Raw genomic sequence first — 25,269 nt, 5'->3', positions numbered from 1 at the left:
CTGCAGTGGTTGTTTAATAAAATGTATCAGGACAGGTTTAATTAGAGATGAAAGCATTAAAAGGAATCATTATAGGAACTATCCTAGTATTTAGTATAGGGGTGGTTGTCTTCTTAGGGTTGAGTTTATATGCTTATGACAACTTGAAATATTATTCGGTCTACTATGCGCAACAGATGCCTCATAAGGAGGGGACAGAGCCTGACTTAGTCATGCTACTTGAAAATATGGGTTCGATTTATACCCCGAAAATTGAGGGGATTCGCTATGATGATGATGGGAATAATGCTATTGAAAATACCAAAACGGAAACAGTTCTGTCCAACTCTATGGGAAATTTTTTGTATCATAAAAATCGTGTAACTGTAGATTTTGATAGTACCTTTAGATTTTTCCATGTGACTGACTTATCAGGAGAGCAACCCAAAAAAGAGATTAATGAAGCTGAAATAAAACAGGAGATTAGGGAGGTGTTTGCTCCAGTTATTGATGCTCAGCCCAAACCTCGGCTCAACCTTCAGTGGTTGTTTAATAAAATGTATCAGGACAGGTTTAATTAAAGATGAAAGCATTAAAAGTAGTAATTTCTGTAATCATTGTAGTAGTGAGCATTGGCTTAGTAGTATTTATAGGAGCGAGTATGTATGCTGTTACTACGATTAATTTGCTATCTAACTCAGTCTATTATGCAAAACAGATGCCTCATAAGGAGGGGACAGAGCCCGACTTAGTTATGCTGATTGAAAATATGTGGTGGATTTATACACCAGAAATAGAAGGAATCCGCTATGATGATGATGGTAGAAATTTTATTGAAAATTCGACTAACCTAACTGGTAAACCGACAAATTTTGATGAACTTATTGGTGGTTATGGTTATAGCGATCAAAACGATGTAACCTATAAATTCAATAAAAATTTTTCTCTGGAGTGGGCTATTGACAAGGATTATAAAAAAATTGATCTAGCTACAGTTGATGAAAAAAAAATAAAAGAAGAGATTAGAGAAACCGTTCAACCCATACTTGATGTACAGAGTAAACCCCTCATCAATCTGCAGTGGTTGTTTAATCTACTGTATCAGGACAGGTTTAATTAAAGATGAAATCATTAAAAAGAATCATTATAGGAACTATCCTAGTATTTAGTATAGGGGTGGTTGTATTTTTAGGGTTGAGTTTATACGCTTATAGCAACTTGAAATATTATTCGGTCTACTATGCCCAACAGATGCCTCATAAGGAGGGGACAGAGCCTGACTTAGTTATGTTGATTGAAAATATGTGGTGGGTTTATACACCAGAAATAGAAGGAATCCGCTATGACGATGATGGAATGAATAGTATAGCTAGAAATATTGAGGGAAAGGAGTCAATATTCTCTGCATCAGGAGATTATTTAATGTTTCATTCTGGTACTGATAATCATTATCTCTTCGATGAAGTTTTTCGTATTCAAAGTGCATTTGATGAACATTATAATGATATTGAATTCAATCAACAACTAGTTTTAGATGAAATTAGAGAAACCGTTCAGCCCATACTTGATGTACAGAGTAAACCCCTCATCAATCTGCAGTGGTTGTTTAATAAAAAGTATCAAGACAGATTTAATTAGAGATGAAAGCATTAAAAGGAATCATTATAGGAACTATCCTAGTATTTAGTATAGGGGGTGTTGTATTTTTAGGGTTGAGTTTATACGCTTATGACAACTTGAAATATTATTCGGTCTACTATGCCCAACAGATGCCTCATAAGGAGGGAACAGAGCCCGACTTAGTTATGCTGATTGAAAATATGTGGTGGGTTTATACACCAGAAATAGAAGGAATCCGCTATGATGATGATGGAGAAAATGCTATTATTGACACTAAAAACAATTTTGTTTTATCAGAAACCATGGGAAATTTTTCATATCATAAATATCATCTCTCTATAGGTTTTGATAGTACCTTCAGATTTCACCATGTAAGTGACTTCACAGGAGAACAGCCAAAAAGAGAAATTCATGAGGATGAAATAAAACAGGAGATTAGAGAGGTGTTTGCTCCAGTTATTGATGCTCAGCCCAAACCTCGGATTAATCTGCAGTGGTTGTTTAATAAAATGTATCAGGACAGGTTTAATTAAAGATGAAAGCATTAAAAGTAGTAATTTCTGTAATCATTGTAGTAGTGAGCATTGGCTTAGTAGTATTTATAGGAGCGAGTATGTATGCTGTTACTACGATTAATTTGCTATCTAACTCAGTCTATTATGCACAACGGATGCCTCATAAGGAGGGAACAGAACCCGACTTAGTTATGTTGATTGAAAATATGTGGTGGGTTGATACTCCGAAAATTGAAGGTATTCGCTATGATGATGATGGAGCGAATTTTATCGAAAATTCTATTGATTCAAGTGGTCATCCTACAAGTTTTGGCGAGTTTGATGGAGGTTATCACTACAGTGATAAAAACGATGTGTCCTATAAGTTTGATAAGAATTTTGAGCTTGAGTGGGCTCTCGATAAAGAGTATAAAAAAATTGATACTGCAACAATTGATGAAACAGAGATAAAAGGAGAGATTAGAGAGACCCTTAAACCCATACTTGATGTACAGAGTAAACCCCTCATCAATCTGCAGTGGTTATTTAATAAAAAGTATCAAGACAGATTTAATTAGAGATGAAAGTGGATAAAGGTTTCATCTGATAAGCAAAGTTAATGTCAATTCTGCCATATGGAATAGAGAACTCGAAAAGTTTAGGGTTTTTCTATCTCTTTTGCTGATTTTGTGATATAATTAACACGTATAAAAAAAGAAGGAGTCATATCTAATGGCAAAATTGACTGTTAAAGACGTTGAATTGAAAGGGAAAAAAGTTCTCGTTCGTGTTGACTTCAACGTACCTGTAAAAGATGGCGTGATTACCAACGATAACCGTATCACTGCAGCTCTTCCAACTATCAAGTACATCCTTGAACAAGGTGGACGTGCAATCCTCTTCTCTCACCTTGGTCGTGTAAAAGAAGAAGCAGACAAAGCTGGTAAATCACTTGCTCCTGTAGCTGCTGACTTGGCTGCTAAGTTGGGACAAGAAGTTAAATTTATCCCAGGTGTTACACGTGGTGCTGAATTGGAAGCAGCTATCAACGCTCTTGAAGATGGACAAGTTCTCTTGGTTGAAAACACTCGTTACGAAGATGTTGACGGCAAGAAAGAATCTAAAAACGATCCTGAACTTGGTAAATACTGGGCATCACTTGGAGATGGTATCTTCGTAAACGATGCATTCGGTACAGCTCACCGTGCACACGCATCTAACGTTGGTATCTCAGCAAACGTTGAAAAAGCAGTTGCTGGTTTCCTTCTTGAAAACGAAATTGCCTACATCCAAGAAGCAGTTGAAACTCCAGAACGTCCATTCGTAGCGATCCTTGGTGGTTCAAAAGTATCTGACAAGATCGGTGTTATCGAAAACTTGCTTGAAAAAGCTGATAAAGTCCTTATCGGTGGTGGTATGACTTACACATTCTACAAAGCACAAGGTATCGAAATCGGTAACTCACTTGTAGAAGAAGACAAATTGGATGTTGCGAAAGCTCTTCTTGAAAAAGCTAACGGTAAATTGATCTTGCCAGTTGACTCAAAAGAAGCTAACGCATTTGCTGGCTACACTGAAGTGCGTGACACTGAAGGTGAAGCAGTTTCTGAAGGCTTCCTTGGTCTTGACATCGGTCCAAAATCTATCGCTAAATTTGACGAAGCTTTGACTGGTGCCAAAACAGTTGTATGGAACGGACCTATGGGTGTATTTGAAAACCCAGACTTCCAAGCTGGTACAATCGGTGTGATGGACGCTATCGTGAAACAACCAGGTGTTAAATCAATCATCGGTGGTGGTGATTCAGCTGCCGCAGCAATCAACCTTGGTCGCGCAGATAAATTCTCATGGATCTCTACTGGTGGTGGAGCATCAATGGAACTTCTTGAAGGTAAAGTTCTTCCAGGACTTGCAGCCTTGACAGAAAAATAAGATTTTATAAATAAATCAAAGAAGAGGGGAGTGAAAGTTCCTCTTTTCTTTTGCTCAAAATAAAAACGCTTCCTCTCAACTATTCCTCATAAAATCACCCAAATTATGATAAAATGGAAATAGAAAGTTGAGATTATGAGTTATTTTAAAAAATATAAATTCGATAAATCCCAGTTCAAACTTGGTATGCGAACCTTTAAAACAGGTATTGCTGTTTTTCTAGTTCTCTTGATTTTTGGCTTTTTTGGTTGGAAAGGTCTTCAAATAGGTGCTTTGACAGCTGTTTTTAGTCTGAGGGAGAGCTTTGATAAGAGTGTTCATTTTGGGACTTCGCGTATTCTAGGCAATAGTATCGGTGGCTTCTATGCTCTGGTCTTCTTCCTATTGAATGGTTTTTTCCATGAAGCTTTTTGGGTGACCTTGGTAGTTGTTCCAATCTGCACCATGTTAACCATTATGACAAATGTAGCCATGAATAACAAAGCAGGGGTAATTGGTGGTGTAGCAGCTATGTTAATCATTACCCTATCGATTCCGAGCGGCGAAACGATTTTGTACGTGTTTGCGCGTGTATCAGAAACTTTCATGGGAGTTTTTGTCGCAATTCTGGTAAATTACGATATTGACCGCATTCGGCTCTTTTTAGAAAAAAAAGAAAAATAATGTTACATTTTATAACATTATCAATTGACGTTTGTCTTTTTTTAGACTATAATAGACAGAAAGAAGGAAATTGTAAATGAAGGAAAAAGAATTTCGCCGAAATATGGCCGTTTTTCCTATCGGCAGTGTTATGAAGTTGACCGATCTATCGGCGCGTCAGATTCGTTATTATGAAGATCAAGAGTTGATCAAACCTGATCGAAACGAAGGGAACCGTCGCATGTATTCCTTGAATGACATGGATCGTCTGCTTGAAATCAAAGATTATATCTCTGAAGGTTATAATATCGCTGCCATTAAGAAAAAATATGCTGAACGTGAAGCGAAATCCAAGAAAGCGGTGAGTCAGACTGAGGTGCGTCGTGCACTTCACAATGAACTCCTCCAACAGGGTCGCTTTGCTTCGGTACGATCACCTTTTGGTCGCGGTTAGGCAACCGCAAGTAGTCATACATTAAGGAGAAAACTCATGCCAATCACAGCTGCAGATATTCGTCGTGAAGTCAAGGAAAAAAATGTTACCTTTATCCGTCTCATGTTCTCAGATATTTTGGGAACCATGAAAAACGTCGAAATTCCTGCTACAGATGAACAGTTAGATAAAGTCTTGTCAAACAAGGCTATGTTTGATGGATCTTCTATCGAAGGTTTTGTACGTATCAATGAATCAGATATGTACTTGCATCCTGACTTGGATACATGGACAGTCTTCCCTTGGGGAGATGAAAACGGAAGTGTTGCAGGTTTGATCTGTGATGTCTATACAACAGAAGGTGAACCATTTGCAGGTGACCCTCGTGGCAATTTGAAACGTGCTCTTCGTCACATGGAAGAAGTGGGATTCAAATCCTTCAACCTTGGACCAGAGCCAGAATTCTTCCTATTTAAACTGGATGAAAATGGAGACCCAACACTTGAAGTAAATGACAAGGGTGGCTACTTTGATTTGGCGCCTACTGACCTTGCGGACAATACACGTCGTGAGATTGTGAATGTCTTGACTAAAATGGGATTTGAAGTAGAAGCGAGTCACCACGAGGTTGCGGTTGGACAACACGAGATTGACTTCAAGTACGATGAAGTACTCCGTGCTTGTGATAAGATTCAAATCTTTAAGCTCGTTGTTAAAACCATTGCTCGCAAACATGGGCTTTACGCAACCTTTATGGCCAAACCAAAATTTGGTATTGCTGGATCAGGTATGCACTGTAATATGTCCTTGTTTGATGCAGAAGGAAATAACGCCTTCTATGATCCAAATGATCCAAAAGGAATGCAGTTGTCAGAAACGGCTTACCATTTCCTTGGCGGTTTGATCAAGCATGCCTACAACTATACTGCCATCATGAACCCAACGGTTAACTCATACAAACGTTTGGTTCCAGGTTATGAAGCGCCTGTTTACATTGCTTGGGCTGGTCGTAACCGTTCGCCACTTGTGCGCGTACCTGCTTCACGTGGTATGGGAACTCGTCTTGAGTTACGTTCAGTGGATCCAATGGCGAACCCTTATATCGCTATGGCAGTTCTTTTGGAAGTTGGTTTGCATGGTATTGAAAACAAAATAGAAGCACCAGCTCCTATCGAAGAAAATATCTACATTATGACAGCAGAAGAGCGTAAGGAAGCTGGCATCACAGACCTTCCATCAACTCTTCACAACGCTTTGAAAGCTCTGACTGAAGATGAAGTTGTTAGAGCAGCTCTTGGAGAACATATCTATACTAGTTTCCTTGAAGCAAAACGAATTGAATGGTCAAGTTATGCAACCTTCGTTTCACAATGGGAAATTGATAACTATTTAGATCTTTACTAATACTAATATAGAAGAAAGATTGCCTGTGGGCGGTCTTTTTTCTTGTGTTTTATATCGAGGTGTGATATATTTTATATAACGAAGTGCGATATATCGAACTGAATAGGAGGTACTTATAAATGGAATTAACGGATAAGGTTCGTCGGGTCTATCTTCCGATGACGGAAACGGGTTTTTATATCTTGTTCTGTTTGCAAAAGGAGCGTCATGGTTATAGTATTACGCAAAAGGTCAAGGAGATGACAGATTCACAAGTTTCGATTAGTCCTGGAACTATGTATGGAACCTTGTCAAAGATGGAAAAGGATGGTTTGATTTCCTTTGTCCGCGAAGAGGAAAAACGGAAAATCTATCAGATAACAGACTTGGGACGAAAAGTTTTGGAGATTGAATTGAAGCGTATTGAACGCCTCTACAGAAATAGTCGGGAGGAAGGATGATGGAAAAGAAAATTGTTTATCGAATTTTTACAATTGCGGATTATGAGAGGGAGGCTCTATACTTTAGAGAAATGCATGCTAAGGGTTGGAAACTTAGGAAAGTAAGCTATTCTATCTTATTGTTTGCAGTTAAGTATACCTTTGAAAAGTGTCAGCCTGAGCAAGTGTCTTATCAGTTGGATTTTTACCCAATGGAAAAATCAGAGAGAGCCTCCTATTTACAACTGTTTAAAGACTGTGGCTGGGAGCATATTACAGACTTTAATAGTTTTTCCTATTTTAGAAAAGCACATTCTGAAATTGAATCGAATGCAGAATTTGAAATCTATAATGACGCTGCTGGGAAGTTAGCTATGGTTAATCGCATTTTAAGACTGCGACTAGTACCTGTTTTACTTTTGCTAGCCGTACATATACCATTCTTACTCAAATTGCTCAATAGAAGTAATGCGTATGGTCTATGGAGTTTACTTGCGGTCGGGCTAGATATTTTCTTATCTTTAATCCTTTTGTTAATGGTTGTCTATATTAGCTGGAAGTTATGGCATAAAAAGAAGGAATTATCAGATTTATGATAGGGGATGCATGCTCAAAATTGGAGGGGAAGTCATGATAAATAAAAAGCAATTTCGGATTTTCACTATTCTTGATTTGGACAAGAAGGAAGAATATTTGCATGAGATGCATTTGAAAGGTTGGAGGTATAGAACGAGTCGTTTTGGTTTGTTCTATTTTGACCAATGTCAACCAGACGATGTCATCTACTGTATCTATGATTCTAGATTTCTTAAAAAATATAAGCATGAACTGCAAGATTTTAGAGATAGAGGTTGGGAATTGATAGAAACAGGTTTTTGTTCAATTCTTCGTAAACCAGCTTCTGATATACTTTCAGAGGATCAAGTATATATTAGTAATAATCTTAGGTGGGAAGTTATGCGATCTAGACTTCGTTCCTGTACAGCTACTTTCTTAGGTGGTTTTGTTGTTTGTATGAGTTTATTTAAAGAAGAACTTTCTATGTCTTTCTTTATTATTTTTCTTTTATATGCTTTAATGATTTCTTATTTAATCCATGGTTTTTTCAGACTTAAAAGGAAATACCAAGTAGATGAACAGTGAGTTTCTAGGTCTTCAGACTGATTTTTAGCACTCTTGACAAAAGAGTGCTAATTTTTTGAGTTTTTGTCTTGACATTCTCTTCTAAGGGTGTATAATAGAATCATAAGTTAGCACTTAGATGTATCGAGTGCTAATCGATCAGACAGAGAGGAGTGATGAGATGGTCACAGAGCGTCAGCAGGATATTTTAAATCTGATTATTGACATCTTTACCAAAACGCACGAACCTGTCGGATCCAAAGCTTTGCAAGAGTCTATTAACTCTAGCAGTGCTACCATTCGTAATGATATGGCAGCTCTAGAAAAGCAAGGTTTGCTTGAGAAGGCTCATACTTCAAGTGGTCGGATGCCAAGTGTTGCTGGTTTTCAGTACTATGTGAAACACTCACTGGATTTTGACCGATTGGCTGAAAATGAGGTGTATGAGATTGTCAAAGCCTTTGATCAGGAATTCTTCAAATTGGAGGATATTCTTCAAGAGGCTGCTAACCTGCTAACAGACTTGAGTGGTTGTACGGTAGTGGCGCTGGATGTTGAGCCCAGCAGGCAACGGTTGACAGCCTTTGATATCGTTGTTTTAGGTCAACATACAGCCTTGGCAGTATTCACCCTAGACGAGTCGCGAACGGTTACCAGTCAGTTTTTGATTCCAAGGAACTTCTTGCAGGAGGACTTGCTGAAACTGAAGAGCATCATTCAGGAACGTTTCCTCGGGCACACCGTTCTAGATATTCACTACAAGATTCGGACAGAGATTCCGCAGATTATCCAGCGTTACTTTACAACAACGGACAATGTCATCGATCTCTTTGAACACATCTTTAAAGAAATGTTCAACGAAAACATTGTGGTAGCTGGCAAGGTCAATCTCTTGAATTTTGCTAATCTAGCGGCCTATCAGTTCTTTGACCAACCGCAAAAGGTGGCTCTGGAGATTCGTGAGGGGCTGCATGAGGAACAGATGCAAAATGTTCGTGTTGCGGATAGTCAAGAGTCCTGCCTAGCAGACCTAGCGGTGATTAGTAGCAAGTTTCTCATTCCTTATCGGGGAGTTGGAATTCTAGCCATTATCGGTCCAGTCAATCTGGATTACCAACAGCTAATCAACCAAGTCAATGTGGTCAACCGTGTTTTGACCATGAAGTTGACAGATTTTTACCGATACCTCAGCAGTAATCATTACGAAGTACATTAAGATTGAAATCATTAAAGGAGGCGAAAATGGCCCAAGATATAAAAAATGAAGAAGTAGAAGAAGTTCAAGAAGAGGAAGTTGTGGAAACGGTAGAAGAAGCAACTCCTGAGAAGTCTGAGTTGGACTTGGCAAATGAACGTGCAGATGAGTTCGAAAACAAATACCTTCGTGCTCATGCAGAAATGCAAAATATCCAACGTCGTGCCAATGAAGAGCGTCAAAACTTGCAACGTTATCGTAGCCAAGACTTGGCAAAAGCAATCTTACCATCGCTCGACAACCTTGAGCGTGCACTCGCAGTTGAAGGTTTGACAGACGACGTTAAAAAAGGATTGGAGATGGTGCAAGAAAGCTTGATTCACGCTTTGAAAGAAGAAGGAATCGAAGAAATCGCAGCTGACGGCGAATTTGACCATAACTACCATATGGCCATCCAAACTCTCCCAGCAGACGATGAACACCCAGCAGATACCATCGCCCAAGTCTTCCAAAAAGGCTACAAACTCCATGACCGCATCCTACGCCCAGCAATGGTGGTTGTGTATAACTAAGATACAAAGCCCGTAAAAAGCTCACAGTAAAAATAGGAGATTGACGAAGTGTTCGATGAACACAAGGAAATCTATCTTTTTTACCCAGAGCTTAGGGCGTGTTCGATTAGGCAATTCTGACGGTAGCTGAAGCAACTCGTCAGAAAACGGCAATCGCTATAGCGTTTGCCTAGCCTCCTTACAAACTCGTCGTCGAAATAAAATCGATTTCGACTCCTCGTGTCGTAATATAATAGAAAACTTGTCCGAAACGACAATAAACTATGAAGAAAGATAAAATATGTTTGGCTTTGTAATAGTGAGCAAAGCGAACCAAAGACGATACTCTTCTCCGTGGCGCTACTTGCGCAAACTTTGAGACCTTAGGCTCAAAGTTTAGTCAAAGAGCTTGACGAAGTCAAGCTCTGACGGCGCCGCCATTTAAGAAGAGTATCAAAAATAAAAATAGAATATAAAATTTAAGGAGAAAAACACATGTCTAAAATTATCGGTATTGACTTAGGTACAACAAACTCAGCAGTTGCAGTTCTTGAAGGAACTGAAAGCAAAATCATTGCAAACCCAGAAGGAAACCGCACAACTCCATCTGTAGTATCATTCAAAAACGGCGAAATCATCGTTGGTGACGCTGCGAAACGTCAAGCAGTCACAAACCCAGATACAGTTATCTCTATCAAATCTAAGATGGGAACTTCTGAAAAAGTTTCTGCAAACGGAAAAGAATACACTCCACAAGAAATCTCAGCTATGATTCTTCAATACTTGAAAGGCTACGCTGAAGACTACCTTGGCGAAAAAGTAACTAAAGCAGTTATCACAGTTCCAGCTTACTTCAACGATGCTCAACGTCAAGCAACAAAAGACGCTGGTAAAATCGCTGGTCTTGAAGTAGAACGTATTGTCAACGAACCAACAGCAGCAGCCCTTGCTTACGGTTTGGACAAGACTGACAAAGAAGAAAAAATCTTGGTATTCGACCTTGGTGGTGGTACATTCGACGTCTCTATCCTTGAATTGGGTGACGGTGTCTTCGACGTATTGTCAACTGCAGGGGACAACAAACTTGGTGGTGATGACTTTGACCAAAAAATCATCGACCACTTGGTAGCAGAATTCAAGAAAGAAAACGGTATTGACTTGTCTACTGACAAGATGGCAATGCAACGTTTGAAAGATGCAGCTGAAAAAGCGAAGAAAGACCTTTCTGGTGTAACTTCAACTCAAATCAGCTTGCCATTTATCACTGCAGGTGAGGCTGGACCTCTTCACTTGGAAATGACCTTGACTCGTGCGAAATTTGACGATTTGACTCGTGACCTTGTAGAACGTACAAAAGTTCCAGTTCGTCAAGCCCTTTCAGATGCAGGTTTGAGCTTGTCAGAAATCGACGAAGTTATCCTTGTTGGTGGTTCAACTCGTATCCCAGCCGTTGTAGAAGCTGTGAAAGCTGAAACTGGTAAAGAACCAAACAAATCAGTAAACCCTGATGAAGTAGTTGCTATGGGTGCTGCGATCCAAGGTGGTGTCATCACTGGTGATGTCAAAGACGTTGTCCTTCTTGACGTAACGCCATTGTCACTTGGTATCGAAACAATGGGTGGGGTATTTACAAAACTCATCGACCGCAACACAACAATCCCAACTTCTAAATCACAAGTCTTCTCAACAGCAGCAGACAATCAACCAGCTGTTGATATCCATGTTCTTCAAGGTGAACGCCCAATGGCAGCAGATAACAAGACTCTTGGACGTTTCCAATTGACTGATATCCCAGCTGCACCTCGTGGAATTCCTCAAATCGAAGTAACATTTGATATTGACAAGAACGGTATCGTGTCTGTTAAAGCTAAAGACCTTGGAACTCAAAAAGAACAAACAATTGTGATCCAATCTAACTCAGGTTTGACTGACGAAGAAATCGACCGCATGATGAAAGATGCTGAAGCTAACGCTGAAGCAGATAAGAAACGTAAAGAAGAAGTAGACCTTCGTAACGAAGTAGACCAAGCAATCTTTGCGACTGAAAAGACAATCAAGGAAACTGAAGGTAAAGGCTTCGATGCAGAACGTGATGCTGCCCAAGCTGCACTTGATGATCTTAAGAAAGCTCAAGAAGATAACAACTTGGACGAAATGAAAGCAAAACTTGAAGCGTTGAACGAAAAAGCTCAAGGACTTGCTGTAAAACTCTACGAACAAGCCGCAGCAGCCCAACAAGCTCAAGCAGGAGCAGAAGACGCACAAGCAACAGGAAACGCAGGCGATGACGTCGTAGACGGAGAGTTTACGGAAAAATAAGATGCAAAGCCCGTTAAAACCTCACAGTGAAAATAGGAAATCTGACGCAGAAACTTTAGTTTCTAGGAAGATTTGTCTTTTTCACCAAGAGGTTAGGGCGTGCTCGATTTAGCATTACTAGTTTGATTTTTAAAACTCGAACGTCGTAATGATAGTAAGAAATCCAGAGGTTGCAACCCAGCCTCTGTTTTTCGATAAAATAGAGGATGTTGCATATGAAAAAAGTACTTTGTATCATTTATCCTAATTTTTCTCTTTATGAGATAACCGCTTTGACAAGCACTTTAGCTCTGTCTTTTGACATCACAATTGATTATGTCGCTTCTGAGAATTCGATGGTGGTCTCTGAGGATGGTTTGTCCTGTCAATCGACGAAAACATTGGATCAGATCCGTATAGAAGATTATTCTTGTGTGATTTTGCCAGGAATGATAAATATAGGTCCTACTCTACAAGATGAGAAATTGATCTCGTTTTTGAGAAGTCTTAATGAGCAGGATATTCTAATTGCAGCCATTTCTTCAGCGCCCCTTTTATTGGCGAAAGCAGGCTTGTTGAACGACACGAAATTTACAGGTGGAATTTGGCAAAACTTCTTTGACTATTTTGAATTTCTTCCACGTGAGAATTTCCAACCGAAAGTTCTTGTCCAAGATAAACAAATCATTACGGCTATCGGTTTTGCACATCAAGAGTTTGCAAGAAAAGTGATTTTCGGTTTAGGGTTGGCAGAGAATACGGACAACTATTTTAAAGAACAGAACGAGTATGCTGAAGAGAATTTGATATTTACTCTATCAGAGGAAGAGTTTGATCAAGTGAAGCAGAGTATAGAAAACAGCCTCTAAAGATTTACATGAAAATTATAGAAAGGAATAAGGGTGTTCAGGGAATTGAACACGGGTTCCCAAATTTCTTACTCAATATAAAAGAAAGGAATTGAACCCGACCTAAATTCTCGGAAAAAAGATAAATCTGCCTAGGAGCATTGCTCCAGCGCCAGATTTCCTATTTTTCAGTCGAATTTTACGGTCTTGGTATCTTGTATGAACAATACTGAATTTTATGATCGTCTGGGGGTGTCAAAAAACGCTTCGGCAGACGAGATCAAAAAGGCTTATCGTAAGCTTTCCAAAAAATACCACCCAGATATCAACAAGGAGCCTGGTGCTGAGGACAAGTACAAGGAAGTTCAAGAAGCCTATGAGACTTTGAGTGACGACCAAAAACGGGCGGCCTATGACCAATATGGTGCTGCGGGTGCCAACGGTGGCTTTGGTGGTGCAGGTGGTTTCGGCGGTTTCAATGGTGCAGGTGGCTTCGGTGGTTTTGAGGATATTTTATCAAGTTTCTTCGGCGGAGGTGGTGCTTCGCGCAATCCAAATGCTCCTCGTCAAGGGGATGACCTCCAGTATCGTGTGAACTTGACCTTTGAAGAAGCTATTTTTGGAGCTGAAAAAGAAGTTAAGTATAACCGTGAAGCAAGTTGTCGTACATGTAACGGCTCTGGTGCTAAGCCAGGAACAAGTCCAGTCACTTGTGGACGCTGTCATGGTGCTGGTGTCATTAACGTTGATACGCAGACTCCACTTGGTATGATGCGTCGCCAAGTAACCTGTGATGTCTGTCACGGTCGCGGAAAAGAAATCAAAGACCCATGTACTACATGTCATGGAACAGGTCATGAAAAACAAGCCCATAGCGTACATGTCAAAATTCCTGCTGGTGTGGAAACAGGTCAACAAATCCGCCTAGCAGGCCAAGGTGAAGCAGGCTTTAACGGTGGACCTTACGGTGACTTGTATGTAGTGGTTTCTGTGGAAGCCAGCGATAAGTTTGAACGTGAAGGAACCACTATCTTCTATAATCTGAACCTTAACTTTGTCCAAGCAGCTCTTGGTGATACAGTTGATATTCCAACGGTTCACGGTGATGTTGAATTGGTTATCCCAGAGGGAACTCAGACTGGTAAGAAATTCCGCCTACGTGGCAAGGGAGCACCGAGCCTCCGTGGCGGTGCAGTTGGTGACCAATACGTTACCGTTAATGTCGTAACACCGATAGGCTTGAACGACCGCCAAAAAGCAGCGCTTAAAGAATTCGCAGCTGCAGGTGATTTAAAAGTCAATCCAAAGAAAAAAGGCTTCTTTGACCATATTAAAGATGCCTTTGAAGGAGAATAAAGCAAAAAGAGCCGTCGGGCTCTTTTTAAAGCGTAAACAAGCTATATCCCGTCAACTATACACCACAATTTAGACAACGCATTCACCATTTCATAACTAATACTCTTCGAAAATCTCTTCAAACCACGTTAGCGTCGGCTTGTCGTATATATGTTACTGACTTCGTCAGTTATATCCACAACCTCAAAACGGTGTTTTGAGCAGCCTGCGGCTAGCTTCCTAGTTTGTTCTTTGATTTTCATTGAGTATAAACAAAAAGAGCTGTCGGGCTCTTTTTATTTATCTTCAGTTTCCTGCAGTTCTTTTATCACAGCCAGTCTAGTCTGAATATCCTTCTCCAAGACTTTAAATTTGTAAGTCAGGTCTTCTTGGTATTCCTTGATGAGTTCTTTTTGCTGGTCGATGATTTGTAGGCTGTTTTGGATAATATCCACATCATCCTTGATTGCTTGAACTCGGTCAGTGGTATTCAAGACTTCATCTGTGATGGTTTGGCGATTTTTTGTGACCAGATAACTTCCAGCTGCAGCTCCTGCAAATAGCAGTAGGTTGGATAATTTCATGGCAACTCCTTAGGCGTTTTTGATGGTTTCAGCGACTTGGGCAAGTTTGTCAAAGTCTGGTTCGTGGGCGATAAAATCAATCTTGAGGTCATCGTCCGCACTGTAGCGAGGCACGAGGTGAACGTGGGTATGGAAGACTGTTTGCCCTGCGATTTCTTCACAGTTGGCAATGATATTCATACCAGCAGCTTTGGTGGCTTTCATGACTTTTTGAGCCACTGTTGGTACTTGGGCAAAGAGTTGGCTGGCGCTAGTAGCGTCCATTTCCAAAAGATTGCGATAGTGTTCTTTGGGTACGACCAAGGTATGTCCAGGTGTCACTTGCGAGATATCAAGAAAGGCAAGAACCTGCTCATCTTCATATACTTTTGAAGCAGGAATTTCCCCTGCGATGATTTTACAAAAAATGCAATCTGACATAAAATCTACCTCTACTGTATTGAATTTTGATATAATATAGCTACATTATACCAGATTTGGAGAAAATATGTTAGAAATTAAAAACCTGACAGGTGGCTATGTCCATGTCCCTGTCTTGAAAGATGTGTCTTTTACCGTTGAAAGTGGGCAGTTGGTCGGTTTAATCGGTCTCAATGGTGCTGGGAAATCGACGACGATCAATGAGATTATCGGTCTGTTGACACCTTATAGTGGTTCTATCAATATCAATGGCCTGACCCTGCAAGAAGATGCGACTAGCTACCGCAAGCAGATTGGCTACATTCCAGAAACGCCCAGCCTGTATGAGGAATTGACCCTCAGAGAGCATATCGAAACGGTTGCTATGGCTTATGGTATTGAACAGAAAGTAGCTTTTGAGCGAGTGGAACCTTTGTTGAAAATGTTCCGTCTGGAACAGAAATTAGATTGGTTCCCTGTTCATTTTTCAAAAGGGATGAAGCAGAAGGTCATGATTATCTGTGCTTTTGTGGTGGATCCAAGTCTTTTCATCGTGGATGAGCCTTTCCTTGGTCTTGATCCGCTGGCTATTGCGGACTTGATCCAACTTTTGGAAGTGGAAAAGCAAAAGGGTAAGTCTATTCTCATGAGTACCCACGTGTTGGATTCGGCGGAGAAGATGTGTGATGCCTTTGTCATTCTCCATAAGGGAGAGGTGCGTGCCAAGGGAAATCTCCTGCAACTGCGCGAAGTCTTTGATATGCCTGAGGCTAGTTTGAATGATATTTACTTGGCTCTGACCAAAGAGGAGGACCTATGAAAGACTTGTTTTTAAAGAGAAAGCAGGCTTTTCGTAAGGAGTGTGTCGGTTATCTGCGCTATGTTCTCAATGACCACTTTGTCTTGTTCCTGCTTGTCTTGCTGGGGTTTTTAGCCTACCAGTACAGTCAACTCTTGCAATATTTTCCTGAAAATCATTGGCCTATTCTTTTGTTTGTAGGAATTACGTCTGTTTTACTTTTGCTTTGGGGAGGAATTGCCACTTATATGGAGGCTCCAGACAAGCTCTTTCTCTTAGTTGGAGAAGAGGAAATCAAACTCCATCTCAAGCGTCAAACTGGCATTTCCCTAGTCTTTTGGCTCTTTGTCCAGACCCTTTTCTTGCTGTTATTTGCTCCCTTATTTTTAGCCATGGGTTATGGCTTGCCTGTTTTTCTGGTCTATGTGCTTTTATTTGGGGTAGGAAAATATTTCCTCTTTCGTCAAAAGGCTAGTAAATTTTTCATTGAAACTGGACTGAACTGGGACTATGTCATTTCCCAAGAAAGCAAGCGTAAGCAAGTCTTGCTTCGTTTCTTTGCCCTCTTTACGCAGGTCAAGGGGATTTCAAACAGCGTCAAGCGTCGTGCCTATCTGGACTTTATCCTAAAGGTTGTTCAGAAGGTACCTGGAAAGATTTGGCAAAATCTCTATCTGCGTTCTTATCTACGAAATGGAGACCTCTTTGCGCTCAGTCTCCGTCTGCTCTTGCTTTCTTTGCTGGCGCAGGTCTTTATCGAGCAAGCTTGGATTGCCACAGCAGTGGTGGTTCTCTTTAACTACCTCTTGCTCTTCCAGTTGTTGGCTCTCTATCATGCCTTTGACTACCAGTATTTGACTCAACTCTTTCCGCTGGACAAGGGGCAAAAAGAAAAAGGCTTACAGGCTGTAGTCCGAGGATTGACCAGTTTTGTTTTATTTGTGGAATTAGTTGTCGGTCTTGTGACCTTCCAAGAAAAACTGGCCCTTCTAGCCTTACTAGGAGCTGGTTTGGGTTTACTAGTCTTGTATTTGCCTTATCAGGTAAAACGTCAGATGCAGGACTAACATTGCCTATATGACACTAAAAAAGAAGTTGAGTTCAGTTTGACTCAGCTTCTTTTATTTTTACAAGATAATGGTTGGTCCGTAGAGACTCAACTTGGTCTTGACTTGGTCAAAGTGGAAACGGTCATAGGCACGCCAAGCGGCGCGAGTAGGAGCATCTGGATTGAGGGCGCTGAGTCCCATGAGAAGACTGGAAGTCTGGTAAAATTTTTCCAGTTCAATCAAGAATCGATTGTCCACTGTTTCAGCCTTGGCTAGAAAACCAAGAATAGAGTTTAGTTGCTCCTGAAAGCGGACGTCGTCAGCTGTTGCTTGTTTGCATGCTTGATAGGCTTTGTTTAAGTCAGTAATCAAAGTCTGAGCTCTTTTGATAGGGTCTGCATCTGTCATGAGAATTCCTCCTTTAATCTGGGTGCTAGTCTTGTTTCTAGCAATTGTATTTTGATACTGTCAGTCTATCACTTTTATCTCCTTTTTCGCCTTCAAATCTTTAATTGTCCTTGAAATTTCCTGAATGGTACTGTTAAAATTTTATGATAAAATAGTTGTAAGATTATCATGCTTATTTTAGGAACAAGCTACCTTTCAGGAGCGTTTAAGGTCTGTTTAGGATTTGGTGGGCTTGTATCAAAGTATTTTTGCTATTCTCTTTTTAGGAAGAAATTGAAACAAGGGGAGTAAAAAGATGAGAATATTTGTTTTAGAAGATGATTTTTCCCAACAGACTAGGATTGAAACGACAATTGAGAAACTTTTGAAAGAACATCAGATTATTCCTAGCTCTTTTGAAGTTTTTGGTAAGCCAGACCAACTGCTGGCAGAGGTGCATGAGAAGGGTGCCCATCAGCTATTCTTTTTGGACATTGAGATTCGAAATGAGGAGATGAAGGGGCTGGAAGTGGCTAGAAAGATTCGGGATCGAGACCCCTATGCCCTGATTGTCTTTGTGACAACTCACTCGGAGTTTATGCCCCTGTCCTTTCGCTACCAAGTGTCTGCTTTGGACTACATTGATAAGGCTCTTTCAGCAGAGGAGTTTGAATCTCGTATCGAGACAGCCCTTCTCTATGCCAATAGTCAAGACAGTAAAAGTCTAGCTGAAGATTGCTTTTATTTTAAATCAAAATTTGCTCAATTCCAGTATCCTTTTAAAGAGGTTTACTATTTCGAAACGTCGCCCAGAGCCCATCGTGTTATTCTCTATACCAAGACAGACAGGTTGGAATTTACAGCGAGTCTAGAGGAGGTTCTCAAGCAGGAGCCTCGTCTCCTGCAGTGCCATCGCTCTTTTCTTATCAATCCAGCCAATGTGATACATTTGGATAAGAAAGAAAAACTCCTTTACTTTCCCAATGGTGGAAGCTGTATGATTGCGCGTTATAAGGTCAGGGAAGTGTCTGAAGCTATCAATAACTTGCACTAAGTGAGGTAATGTAATGGAAATAGTTTGGAAGATAGTATATACATTTTTGATAGTTGGATTGGAATTGTTTATATTTTTTAAGGTGGATGGAATTGTTCTAACTCTGGAGAGATTTTTTAAAGCTTTTCTTTTTAAGTTACTTTTAGCAGTCGTTTTTGTAACGATTAACTATATAGTAGGAAATACTTACCTATCTTATTTTACGGAACCCTTGTACGGTATAGGCTTGTCTTTCTTATTGTTAAGAGGGCTTCCTAAAAAACTCCTTTTCTTTTATGCTCTCTTTCCAATGATATTGGTGAATCTCTTTTATAGAGGTCTTTCTTATTTTGTGCTTCCATTTTTGGGACAAGGGCAAGTACATGATGATTACTCTTTGATTTGGTTGTGTATAATAATTTCCAATTTCTTCATTTCTCTAGCCTTTTTGAAATGGTTAGACTATGATTTCACTAACTTGAGAAGGGAGATTCTAGATAAAGCTTTTCAAAAGTCCCTGACTAAAATTAACTGGATAATGGGGGCTTACTTTCTTGTCATGGAAAGTCTGTCTTACTTTGAATATGCATACGATATCCAATCAAAAACTGTTCGCCATCTCATCCTAGTCTTTTACTTGCTCTTTTTTATGGGAATTATTAAGAAATTGGATACCTATTTGAAGGACAAACTCCATGAGAGACTGAACCAAGAACAGGCCTTGCGCTACAGAGATATGGAGCGATATAGTCGGCATATAGAGGAACTTTACAAGGAAGTTCGGAGTTTTCGCCATGACTACACCAATATTTTGACCAGCTTACGTCTGGGCATTGAAGAGGAGGACATGGAGCAGATAAAAGAGGTCTACGACTCCGTCTTAAAGGATTCTAGTGAAAAATTGCAGGACAATAAATATGACCTTGGACGACTCGTGAATGTTCGTGATAAAGCCCTCAAAAGTCTTCTAGCAGGGAAATTTCTAAAAGCCAGAGATAAGAACATAGTCTTTAATGTCGAAGTTCCTGAGGAGATTCAAGTCGAGGGGATGAGCCTACTTGATTTTCTAACCATTGTGTCTATCCTTTGTGACAATGCTATTGAAGCCAGTGCAGAGGCCAGTCAACCTCATGTTTCAATCGCCTTTTTAAAAAATGGAGCACAGGAGACCTTTATCATTGAAAACTCCATCAAAGAAGAGGGGATCGATATTTCTGAAATCTTCTCCTTTGGAGCCAGTTCTAAAGGGGAGGAGAGAGGAGTTGGTCTCTATACCGTCATGAAGATTGTGGAAAGCCATCCTAATACCAGTCTGAATACCACCTGTCAAAATCAAGTCTTTCGTCAGGTACTTACTGTGATACATGCAGAATGATAAAAAATAAGACCGAGAGTTCTTGTTTCTCGGTCTGTATGGTTGAATAGTTAATCAAAGTAGTTTTGAGTTACAGTAAATTGCTTGTATGAAATAATTTTCTCTATCATCAACTATCGGGAGGGGCTTCTAATTTTTGAAATCTAATTCTGCTATATCTACTTTTTATTTTTAGTTTTTAACAATCCTATTATAGATAGAGTTATTAAAGTTATGGACATTAAACTGCTAAAAATAAATACTTTTGATGTTAATCCAATAGAAAATAGTAATATTCCATAAAAAATATTGGATATGTAATAAATCTTATTTTTCATGATTACTTGCCTCCGAATATAGATTCTTGCTATGTTACAAATGTGACAAGTTTAGTATAGCGCTGTTTTTAAAAACATTTCATCCAAATCTTGAATGGTTATTGAAACATCTTGAATTGAACAAAGAACTTTCTCCTTACCAAAATAACGAATATCATTCATAAACCGAAAAATAATATATGTTATCATTATTTTTTGCTATAATGGTTAATGAGCTTACCATTCTTGTCTTCAATAAAAAATCAGTATTTGAAGAAAACTAGGAAACTAGTTATAGACAGTACTGCTTTACGGCGAGATGGTGTTGCAATAGTTTGAAAAATATTTCTTGGGTTCGAAACAAAATACTATAGTATATGAGGTATCCTATATGAATAAGAAATCCTTTTTTATCATCTGTTCTACGTTGATCATAGCATCGAATCTTCTCATGATTTCCGTGGTGAACGAGGGAGAAGAAACAGGGAGCAACCTGTTTGTGATTGCTATAGCCTGTGTTATGCTACCAGTCTTTTTATATGCAGTTGAAAACCAACTGACTTCATCAATAAGAGGAGAATCCATACTCCTGATTCAGTTGACAGTTATATCTCTACTCCGTCTTATCAACAGAATAGGTAGTACGCCTGAAATCTTCAACATTATTATTACCCTTCTCGCTTTGGCAAGTGGGACAGCTGCTATCCTTGTTGCAATCATGAGAATATATGAGAACAGACGGAAGTGAGGCTGAATAGTTTTCGATGTATTTTCACATTGTTAAATTCCCCTAGGGCAAGTATGTTTTTCATGCTTGCTTTTTTTATTTTTAACAATTCAAGATGTTTTGATGACCATTTATGATTTGGATGGAAAATTTTAAAAAATAGTAGTATACTAAACTTATTAAAGTTGTAATAGGACGAAAGTAAAAAGAGGTATTCCTCGTGAATGCAAAAACAATGTTACCATTGGCTATTATGCTTGCTTAAAGGATTGAGCTTGTATGTAGAGGAGCTGTACTTGGAGGTAATTATGGATTTCAAAAGTTTTCTTATTGTTTTTGTTGTTGGTATGTTTGTTTCTTTTATTACTTATTTCATTAGGGAAAAAATTTTAAAATCTCCAAAGAAGAATAAAGATAGATCTAGTTAGATAAAAAGATTTTTTATCGCTAGTTTAATCTACAGTGGAGTTTCTTTAATATTGTTTCGCCTGTCAAAATGATATGTGATAGCAGGATAAAAAATCTACAAATTAAGTTGATATCAATACGGTGTAAAGAGCAAGTATGTTTTTCATGCTTGCTTTTTTTAATTTTTTACAATTCAAGATGTTTTGATGACCATTTATGATTTGGGTGATCCAAGGTCAAAATGAGTGCTATACTGGCAGTGTAAAGATTCTAGCTTAACTAATACTCTTCGAAATCTCTTCAAACTGCGTCAACTTCGCCTTTCCGTATATATGTTACTGACTTCGTCAGTTCTATCCACAACCTCAAAACGGTGTTTTGAGCAGCCTGTGGCTAGTTTCCTAGTTTGCTCTTTGATTTTCATTGAGTATAAGATAAAGCGTACATTCAGGAGGAAATCTTATGAAGAAAAAAATATTTGTCATTTTCATCTTGTATCTGATCATGTCCATCTTTCTATATCCGCTTAGGGAGAGTGCTTGGTATCATCTATTTTATACCATAGCCTATGTGATTGCTGCTATGATCTATTTTGCTTTAACTAAAAAGAAAGGAGTAAAAAAATGAAAACGTTTCTTGCTAAAAAACGGAACATCTTTCTTGCAAGATTGTTCCTAGGTCAGTTGCCCTTACTTGTCTCCACTTATCTATTTCTATCTCGTCAGTTTTTAAATTTTTCCTTGGTTTTCCAATTTCTCTTAGTGGTTATTAACTTGGCTTCTATCTTGGTCACTGTTTATCTCACTAGGGAAATGAGGATAAGGGAATTTGAAGATGATGATTTGGTTAGTCCTAGAACCAATCAACTCATGTTCATTGGCTTGACAGGTTTTATGTCTATTATTTGTTTGTATAGAGGTATCACAGCAGGAGAATCCTATCAGCAATTAATTGCCTATATTGGTGCTATTCTCTGCTTGATCATCATGCTTCTGCTCATGTGGGGCTTGAAGTATTATAAAAAGTAAGTGGATAATGAAGTTTTTGCAATTTAAGATTAGGATGAAAAAAATTAATAAACAGTAATACTAAACTTGTCAAAGTTGCAACAGGACAAAAAATAAATGTATCAATCTTACAGGTTTTATTCATAGTAAATACTTATAAAGTATATTGTATGAACCAGATTGAAGTGTATATCAATTTTGTAAAATAAAATGGGGGGCTTGATGAAATTTCAAAACTGTAGTTCGCAATTTGGCCTATGTTTATTTGGTCTGTACTTAGTTGTAGACCATCAGGATTTATTAAACTTTATTATTGGAGGTGCGCTAATTATTACTTCCATTATATCGTGTTATGTTAATTATAAGAAATACAAAAGGAGAAAAAATGATTGATTTAGCAAATCTACAAACAGGGGACAATGCTAAAAAATCATCTAGACATTCAAGAAAGGATAAACTATGAAAAACATAAGTTCTATCTTTATAAAAGTGCTGACTTGCTTTTTACTTACTTTTGCTATTCAAGTTGTACCATTATCTGTTGTTAGACGATTTTATGACGGAGTGATGGGAGAAGTATTCGGTGTTGGTGTCTACTTTTTATCTTTCTTTATATGTTTAACAATTATTGTATATCTTGTTAAGAGATGGGGGGATGAGACTACTTTAGATCGCTTACCAATCAAGTGGGTAGAATTGAGATGGATTATTTTTGCTTATCTAGCTAATCTAATTTTAGTAGTTAGTTTTATATTTTTTACTACCGTCCTTGGAAAAGCCCACGATAACACAAGTTCTTTGAGTTTTTTTCAACATTTTGAAACTAGTGGTTTCTTTTATACAGTTCTATTTTGGTTGTCAACTGCTTTTACTCAACCTCTTTTGGAGGAGATGCTTTTTAGAGGAATCATTTTAGGAACTTTAGAAAAATATTCTCCTATTTTTGCTGTTTTTCTTTCAGCTGTTCTTTTTGGATTTGCTCATGATGGAGAGATTATTTCTCAGCATCTTGTGACAGGACTTGTATTGGGTTGTCTTTATATAAAGCAAAGAAATCTATATTCCTGTGTAGTTGTACATGGCTTAATGAATGCTACTATTACGTGTCTCTTTTTTCTGGCTACTTAAGTTGAACAGGTGAGTATGTGTCGTTCTTTGTCTGATAGTATATGAAAGGAGCAAAGAAATGAAAACGTTTCTTGCTAAAAAACGGAACATCTTTCTTGCGAGATTGTTCTTAGGTCAGTTGCCTTTACTTGTCTCTACTTATCTGTTTCTATCTCGTCAGTTTTTAAATTTTTCCGTAGTTTTCCAATTTCTTTTAGTAGTTATTAACTTGGCTTCTATTTTGGTCACTGTTTACCTCACTAGAGAAATGAGGATAAGAAAGTTTGAAGATGATGATTTGGTTAGTCCTAGAACCAATCAACTTATGTTCATTGGTTTGACAGGTTTTATGTCTATTATCTGTTTGTATAGAGGGATAACAGCAGGAGAATTCTATCAGCAATTAATTGCCTATATTGGCGCTATTCTCTGCTTGATCATCATGCTTCTACTCATTTGGGGCTTGAAGTATTATAAAAAGTAGGGGTTAATGAAGTTTTTGTAATTTAAGATATCTCGATGACAATTCAAGATTTGGAAAAATTTTAAAAAACAATGATAGACTAAATTAGCAAAAGTTGCAACAAAACAACAAAACAAAAAAACAAAAAAGTAGTATTTGTTATAAATATAAAAACGATGGAACAATTTGAGATTATGGATACTGATATGCTTGCTTGCGTTGAAGGTGGTTTTGGAGGTTGGGGAGATATGCTTTCTGTTTTATTGGGTGGACTAGCACTGTCTCCAATTTTGGATCAATTAAATGGTAAGTGGCCTATTATACATCCTTCAAAACCATGTAGTCCTTATGGTATAGGGGGAACTCCAAACTCATGTAATGGTATTTAAAAAGGATTGAAGCTATGAAGGCAAAATATGGGAATCAAATTGTTGATGTTTGGGAAATTGGTCAAGCAACTCCTAAACCAAGTTGGGTAGAGGAAGCTTTTCAAAAAAATTATATGGTTTGGTTGGATAATCATGTGCGCATTCTAATGGCAGGTCTTAACACTTCTCTCGCAACGAATATCAAGTTTGGTCTAGTTGGAACAGTTGGAGGAGGATTTGCTGGTTATGGAATGTATGTTCTTGGTTATCCAGGTGATTATATAGATATCACCAATCATAGAGTTGTTTCTGCTAAAACATTTCACAAAAGTTATCAAATTTTAGAAAATGATTAGATATCATTTAATTGTAATTGAGAAAGCTATGAAAAAAATATTTTTTAAAAAACGGAACATCTTTCTTGCGAGATTGTTCCTAGGTCAGTTGCCCTTACTTGTCTCTACTTATCTATTTCTATCTCGTCAGTTTTTAAATTTTTCCTTAGTCCTCCAATTTCTTTTAGTGGTTATTAACTTGGCTTCTATTTTGGTCACTGTTTACCTCACTAGGGAAATGAGGATAAGAGAGTTTGAAGATGATGATTTAGTTAGTCCTAGAACCAATCAACTTATGTTCATTGGTTTGACAGGTTTTATGTCTATCATTTGTTTGTATAGAGGGATCACAGCAGGAGAATTCTATCAGCAATTAATTGCCTATATTGGCGCTATTCTCTGCTTGCTTATCATGCTTCTACTCATTTGGGGTTTGAAGTATTATAAAAAGTAGGGGCTAATGAAGTTTTTGCAATTTAAGATATCTCGATGACAATTCAAGATTTGGATGAAAAATTTTAACAAATAGTGCTATACTGAAATTGTCAAAGTTGCAAAGGTTGCTGCTACATTATGTTAAAAATCGCTCTTGATTGATAAGCTGGATTTGTTAGGAAAGGAGTAAATAATTATGGATAAGAAAAAGATAGTTTCGACTAT

At 38.4% G+C, this 25,269-nt stretch carries 31 protein-coding genes; 28 read left to right on the top strand and 3 right to left on the bottom strand.

Features of this window, described 5'->3' with window-relative positions; genetic code table 11:
* The first annotated feature begins 47 nt into the window (after positions 1-47).
* From GEZ84_RS09180 to dnaJ, 17 genes are all read left to right on the top strand, one after another.
* Positions 48-560 carry a hypothetical protein gene (locus GEZ84_RS09180; protein WP_153224307.1) on the top strand — a complete coding sequence of 171 codons (513 nt, stop codon included), beginning with the start codon at positions 48-50 and terminating at the stop codon, positions 558-560.
* A 2-nt stretch (positions 561-562) separates the two neighbouring features.
* Positions 563-1,099, top strand: coding sequence for a hypothetical protein (locus GEZ84_RS09175; RefSeq protein WP_153224306.1), 537 nt, complete (start codon positions 563-565; stop codon positions 1,097-1,099).
* 2 nt (positions 1,100-1,101) lie between these two features.
* Positions 1,102-1,617 carry a hypothetical protein gene (locus tag GEZ84_RS09170; RefSeq protein WP_153224305.1) on the top strand — a complete coding sequence of 172 codons (516 nt, stop codon included), beginning with the start codon at positions 1,102-1,104 and terminating at the stop codon, positions 1,615-1,617.
* A 2-nt stretch (positions 1,618-1,619) separates the two neighbouring features.
* Positions 1,620-2,132, top strand: coding sequence for a hypothetical protein (locus GEZ84_RS09165; RefSeq protein ID WP_153224304.1), 513 nt, complete (start codon positions 1,620-1,622; stop codon positions 2,130-2,132).
* A gap of 2 nt (positions 2,133-2,134) precedes the next feature.
* Positions 2,135-2,671 carry a hypothetical protein gene (locus GEZ84_RS09160; protein ID WP_153224303.1) on the top strand — a complete coding sequence of 179 codons (537 nt, stop codon included), beginning with the start codon at positions 2,135-2,137 and terminating at the stop codon, positions 2,669-2,671.
* Between the two features lie 154 nt (positions 2,672-2,825).
* Positions 2,826-4,025: a phosphoglycerate kinase gene (locus tag GEZ84_RS09155; protein ID WP_001096780.1), complete on the top strand. Its 1,200-nt coding sequence runs from the start codon at positions 2,826-2,828 to the stop codon at positions 4,023-4,025.
* A 135-nt stretch (positions 4,026-4,160) separates the two neighbouring features.
* Entirely contained in the window at positions 4,161-4,688 is a 528-nt protein-coding gene (locus GEZ84_RS09150) for an FUSC family protein (RefSeq protein ID WP_000119911.1), read from the top strand.
* A 76-nt stretch (positions 4,689-4,764) separates the two neighbouring features.
* Positions 4,765-5,121 (top strand): transcriptional repressor GlnR, encoded by a 357-nt coding sequence (gene glnR / locus GEZ84_RS09145; RefSeq protein ID WP_000659548.1) that lies wholly within the window; start codon positions 4,765-4,767, stop codon positions 5,119-5,121.
* A 36-nt stretch (positions 5,122-5,157) separates the two neighbouring features.
* On the top strand, positions 5,158-6,504 hold the full coding sequence (gene glnA, locus GEZ84_RS09140; RefSeq protein WP_153224302.1) for a type I glutamate--ammonia ligase: 1,347 nt from the start codon (positions 5,158-5,160) through the stop codon (positions 6,502-6,504).
* 119 nt (positions 6,505-6,623) lie between these two features.
* The gene (locus tag GEZ84_RS09135; RefSeq protein WP_153224301.1) at positions 6,624-6,944 is read left to right on the top strand and encodes a PadR family transcriptional regulator; all 321 of its coding nucleotides are present in this window, start codon (positions 6,624-6,626) and stop codon (positions 6,942-6,944) included.
* Positions 6,944-7,519, top strand: coding sequence for a DUF2812 domain-containing protein (locus GEZ84_RS09130; RefSeq protein ID WP_153224300.1), 576 nt, complete (start codon positions 6,944-6,946; stop codon positions 7,517-7,519). The genes GEZ84_RS09135 and GEZ84_RS09130 overlap by 1 nt, the downstream gene beginning before the upstream one ends.
* Positions 7,520-7,553: 34 nt before the next feature.
* Entirely contained in the window at positions 7,554-8,066 is a 513-nt protein-coding gene (locus tag GEZ84_RS09125) for a DUF2812 domain-containing protein (protein WP_153224299.1), read from the top strand.
* Positions 8,067-8,226: 160 nt separating this feature from the next.
* Positions 8,227-9,261 carry a heat-inducible transcriptional repressor HrcA gene (hrcA, locus tag GEZ84_RS09120; RefSeq protein WP_153224309.1) on the top strand — a complete coding sequence of 345 codons (1,035 nt, stop codon included), beginning with the start codon at positions 8,227-8,229 and terminating at the stop codon, positions 9,259-9,261.
* Between the two features lie 26 nt (positions 9,262-9,287).
* Positions 9,288-9,812: a nucleotide exchange factor GrpE gene (gene grpE / locus GEZ84_RS09115; protein ID WP_049538869.1), complete on the top strand. Its 525-nt coding sequence runs from the start codon at positions 9,288-9,290 to the stop codon at positions 9,810-9,812.
* 474 nt (positions 9,813-10,286) lie between these two features.
* Positions 10,287-12,110 carry a molecular chaperone DnaK gene (gene dnaK, locus GEZ84_RS09110; protein ID WP_153224298.1) on the top strand — a complete coding sequence of 608 codons (1,824 nt, stop codon included), beginning with the start codon at positions 10,287-10,289 and terminating at the stop codon, positions 12,108-12,110.
* Between the two features lie 215 nt (positions 12,111-12,325).
* Complete coding sequence (locus tag GEZ84_RS09105) at positions 12,326-12,958, top strand: DJ-1/PfpI family protein (RefSeq protein WP_153224297.1); 633 nt, start codon at positions 12,326-12,328, stop codon at positions 12,956-12,958.
* 198 nt (positions 12,959-13,156) lie between these two features.
* Positions 13,157-14,293, top strand: a complete 1,137-nt coding sequence (dnaJ, locus tag GEZ84_RS09100; protein WP_153224296.1) for a molecular chaperone DnaJ — start codon at positions 13,157-13,159, stop codon at positions 14,291-14,293.
* A gap of 275 nt (positions 14,294-14,568) precedes the next feature.
* Here dnaJ and GEZ84_RS09095 read toward each other — a convergent pair whose 3' ends face one another.
* Both GEZ84_RS09095 and GEZ84_RS09090 read right to left on the bottom strand, forming a co-directional pair.
* Positions 14,569-14,856: a hypothetical protein gene (locus GEZ84_RS09095; protein WP_000777752.1), complete on the bottom strand. Its 288-nt coding sequence runs from the start codon at positions 14,854-14,856 to the stop codon at positions 14,569-14,571.
* A 9-nt stretch (positions 14,857-14,865) separates the two neighbouring features.
* A complete protein-coding gene (locus tag GEZ84_RS09090) occupies positions 14,866-15,276 on the bottom strand; it encodes an HIT family protein (RefSeq protein WP_033679703.1) in 411 nt (136 codons plus the stop codon).
* 67 nt (positions 15,277-15,343) lie between these two features.
* Between GEZ84_RS09090 and GEZ84_RS09085 the strand changes: the two genes are divergently transcribed.
* Positions 15,344-16,075, top strand: coding sequence for an ABC transporter ATP-binding protein (locus tag GEZ84_RS09085; protein WP_153224295.1), 732 nt, complete (start codon positions 15,344-15,346; stop codon positions 16,073-16,075).
* Positions 16,072-17,121, top strand: a complete 1,050-nt coding sequence (locus GEZ84_RS09080) for an ABC transporter permease (RefSeq protein ID WP_153224294.1) — start codon at positions 16,072-16,074, stop codon at positions 17,119-17,121. The genes GEZ84_RS09085 and GEZ84_RS09080 overlap by 4 nt, the downstream gene beginning before the upstream one ends.
* Before the next feature lie 60 nt (positions 17,122-17,181).
* Here the strand turns inward: GEZ84_RS09080 and GEZ84_RS09075 are convergent, their stop codons facing one another.
* Complete coding sequence (locus tag GEZ84_RS09075; protein ID WP_153224293.1) at positions 17,182-17,511, bottom strand: helicase BlpT; 330 nt, start codon at positions 17,509-17,511, stop codon at positions 17,182-17,184.
* Positions 17,512-17,806: 295 nt separating this feature from the next.
* Between GEZ84_RS09075 and GEZ84_RS09070 the strand changes: the two genes are divergently transcribed.
* The 9 genes from GEZ84_RS09070 (at position 17,807) to GEZ84_RS09025 (ending at position 25,063) form a co-directional block, all read left to right on the top strand.
* Complete coding sequence (locus GEZ84_RS09070) at positions 17,807-18,544, top strand: response regulator transcription factor (RefSeq protein WP_153224292.1); 738 nt, start codon at positions 17,807-17,809, stop codon at positions 18,542-18,544.
* 13 nt (positions 18,545-18,557) lie between these two features.
* Positions 18,558-19,898 (top strand): sensor histidine kinase, encoded by a 1,341-nt coding sequence (locus GEZ84_RS09065; RefSeq protein ID WP_153224291.1) that lies wholly within the window; start codon positions 18,558-18,560, stop codon positions 19,896-19,898.
* Between the two features lie 687 nt (positions 19,899-20,585).
* Positions 20,586-20,942: a hypothetical protein gene (locus GEZ84_RS09060; protein WP_153224290.1), complete on the top strand. Its 357-nt coding sequence runs from the start codon at positions 20,586-20,588 to the stop codon at positions 20,940-20,942.
* 1,010 nt (positions 20,943-21,952) lie between these two features.
* On the top strand, positions 21,953-22,357 hold the full coding sequence (locus GEZ84_RS09050) for an immunity protein (RefSeq protein WP_153224288.1): 405 nt from the start codon (positions 21,953-21,955) through the stop codon (positions 22,355-22,357).
* 438 nt (positions 22,358-22,795) lie between these two features.
* The gene (locus tag GEZ84_RS09045) at positions 22,796-23,464 is read left to right on the top strand and encodes a CPBP family intramembrane glutamic endopeptidase (RefSeq protein WP_153224287.1); all 669 of its coding nucleotides are present in this window, start codon (positions 22,796-22,798) and stop codon (positions 23,462-23,464) included.
* Positions 23,465-23,522: 58 nt separating this feature from the next.
* Complete coding sequence (locus GEZ84_RS09040; protein WP_153224286.1) at positions 23,523-23,927, top strand: immunity protein; 405 nt, start codon at positions 23,523-23,525, stop codon at positions 23,925-23,927.
* Positions 23,928-24,067: 140 nt separating this feature from the next.
* The gene (locus tag GEZ84_RS09035) at positions 24,068-24,295 is read left to right on the top strand and encodes a bacteriocin class II family protein (protein WP_319946443.1); all 228 of its coding nucleotides are present in this window, start codon (positions 24,068-24,070) and stop codon (positions 24,293-24,295) included.
* A 14-nt stretch (positions 24,296-24,309) separates the two neighbouring features.
* Positions 24,310-24,630 (top strand): hypothetical protein, encoded by a 321-nt coding sequence (locus tag GEZ84_RS09030; RefSeq protein ID WP_000645118.1) that lies wholly within the window; start codon positions 24,310-24,312, stop codon positions 24,628-24,630.
* A 28-nt stretch (positions 24,631-24,658) separates the two neighbouring features.
* Entirely contained in the window at positions 24,659-25,063 is a 405-nt protein-coding gene (locus GEZ84_RS09025; protein ID WP_153224284.1) for an immunity protein, read from the top strand.
* The last annotated feature ends 206 nt before the right edge of the window (positions 25,064-25,269 follow it).

Origin of the sequence: Streptococcus mitis (genome assembly GCF_009496155.1) — a bacterium.
Classification (GTDB): Bacteria; Bacillota; Bacilli; order Lactobacillales; family Streptococcaceae; genus Streptococcus; species Streptococcus mitis_BQ.
The sequence above is the reverse complement of the archived record's forward strand: the minus strand, read 5'-3'. Positions and strand labels throughout refer to the sequence as shown.

Coding starts and splice junctions, on each gene's coding strand:
- GEZ84_RS09180 (WP_153224307.1), top strand. CDS start 48: ATGAAAGCATTAAAAGGAATCATTATAGGAACTATCCTAGTATTTAGT.
- GEZ84_RS09175 (WP_153224306.1), top strand. CDS start 563: ATGAAAGCATTAAAAGTAGTAATTTCTGTAATCATTGTAGTAGTGAGC.
- GEZ84_RS09170 (WP_153224305.1), top strand. CDS start 1,102: ATGAAATCATTAAAAAGAATCATTATAGGAACTATCCTAGTATTTAGT.
- GEZ84_RS09165 (WP_153224304.1), top strand. CDS start 1,620: ATGAAAGCATTAAAAGGAATCATTATAGGAACTATCCTAGTATTTAGT.
- GEZ84_RS09160 (WP_153224303.1), top strand. CDS start 2,135: ATGAAAGCATTAAAAGTAGTAATTTCTGTAATCATTGTAGTAGTGAGC.
- GEZ84_RS09155 (WP_001096780.1), top strand. CDS start 2,826: ATGGCAAAATTGACTGTTAAAGACGTTGAATTGAAAGGGAAAAAAGTT.
- GEZ84_RS09150 (WP_000119911.1), top strand. CDS start 4,161: ATGAGTTATTTTAAAAAATATAAATTCGATAAATCCCAGTTCAAACTT.
- glnR (WP_000659548.1), top strand. CDS start 4,765: ATGAAGGAAAAAGAATTTCGCCGAAATATGGCCGTTTTTCCTATCGGC.
- glnA (WP_153224302.1), top strand. CDS start 5,158: ATGCCAATCACAGCTGCAGATATTCGTCGTGAAGTCAAGGAAAAAAAT.
- GEZ84_RS09135 (WP_153224301.1), top strand. CDS start 6,624: ATGGAATTAACGGATAAGGTTCGTCGGGTCTATCTTCCGATGACGGAA.
- GEZ84_RS09130 (WP_153224300.1), top strand. CDS start 6,944: ATGGAAAAGAAAATTGTTTATCGAATTTTTACAATTGCGGATTATGAG.
- GEZ84_RS09125 (WP_153224299.1), top strand. CDS start 7,554: ATGATAAATAAAAAGCAATTTCGGATTTTCACTATTCTTGATTTGGAC.
- hrcA (WP_153224309.1), top strand. CDS start 8,227: ATGGTCACAGAGCGTCAGCAGGATATTTTAAATCTGATTATTGACATC.
- grpE (WP_049538869.1), top strand. CDS start 9,288: ATGGCCCAAGATATAAAAAATGAAGAAGTAGAAGAAGTTCAAGAAGAG.
- dnaK (WP_153224298.1), top strand. CDS start 10,287: ATGTCTAAAATTATCGGTATTGACTTAGGTACAACAAACTCAGCAGTT.
- GEZ84_RS09105 (WP_153224297.1), top strand. CDS start 12,326: ATGAAAAAAGTACTTTGTATCATTTATCCTAATTTTTCTCTTTATGAG.
- dnaJ (WP_153224296.1), top strand. CDS start 13,157: ATGAACAATACTGAATTTTATGATCGTCTGGGGGTGTCAAAAAACGCT.
- GEZ84_RS09095 (WP_000777752.1), bottom strand. CDS start 14,856: ATGAAATTATCCAACCTACTGCTATTTGCAGGAGCTGCAGCTGGAAGT.
- GEZ84_RS09090 (WP_033679703.1), bottom strand. CDS start 15,276: ATGTCAGATTGCATTTTTTGTAAAATCATCGCAGGGGAAATTCCTGCT.
- GEZ84_RS09085 (WP_153224295.1), top strand. CDS start 15,344: ATGTTAGAAATTAAAAACCTGACAGGTGGCTATGTCCATGTCCCTGTC.
- GEZ84_RS09080 (WP_153224294.1), top strand. CDS start 16,072: ATGAAAGACTTGTTTTTAAAGAGAAAGCAGGCTTTTCGTAAGGAGTGT.
- GEZ84_RS09075 (WP_153224293.1), bottom strand. CDS start 17,511: ATGACAGATGCAGACCCTATCAAAAGAGCTCAGACTTTGATTACTGAC.
- GEZ84_RS09070 (WP_153224292.1), top strand. CDS start 17,807: ATGAGAATATTTGTTTTAGAAGATGATTTTTCCCAACAGACTAGGATT.
- GEZ84_RS09065 (WP_153224291.1), top strand. CDS start 18,558: ATGGAAATAGTTTGGAAGATAGTATATACATTTTTGATAGTTGGATTG.
- GEZ84_RS09060 (WP_153224290.1), top strand. CDS start 20,586: ATGAATAAGAAATCCTTTTTTATCATCTGTTCTACGTTGATCATAGCA.
- GEZ84_RS09050 (WP_153224288.1), top strand. CDS start 21,953: ATGAAAACGTTTCTTGCTAAAAAACGGAACATCTTTCTTGCAAGATTG.
- GEZ84_RS09045 (WP_153224287.1), top strand. CDS start 22,796: ATGAAAAACATAAGTTCTATCTTTATAAAAGTGCTGACTTGCTTTTTA.
- GEZ84_RS09040 (WP_153224286.1), top strand. CDS start 23,523: ATGAAAACGTTTCTTGCTAAAAAACGGAACATCTTTCTTGCGAGATTG.
- GEZ84_RS09030 (WP_000645118.1), top strand. CDS start 24,310: ATGAAGGCAAAATATGGGAATCAAATTGTTGATGTTTGGGAAATTGGT.
- GEZ84_RS09025 (WP_153224284.1), top strand. CDS start 24,659: ATGAAAAAAATATTTTTTAAAAAACGGAACATCTTTCTTGCGAGATTG.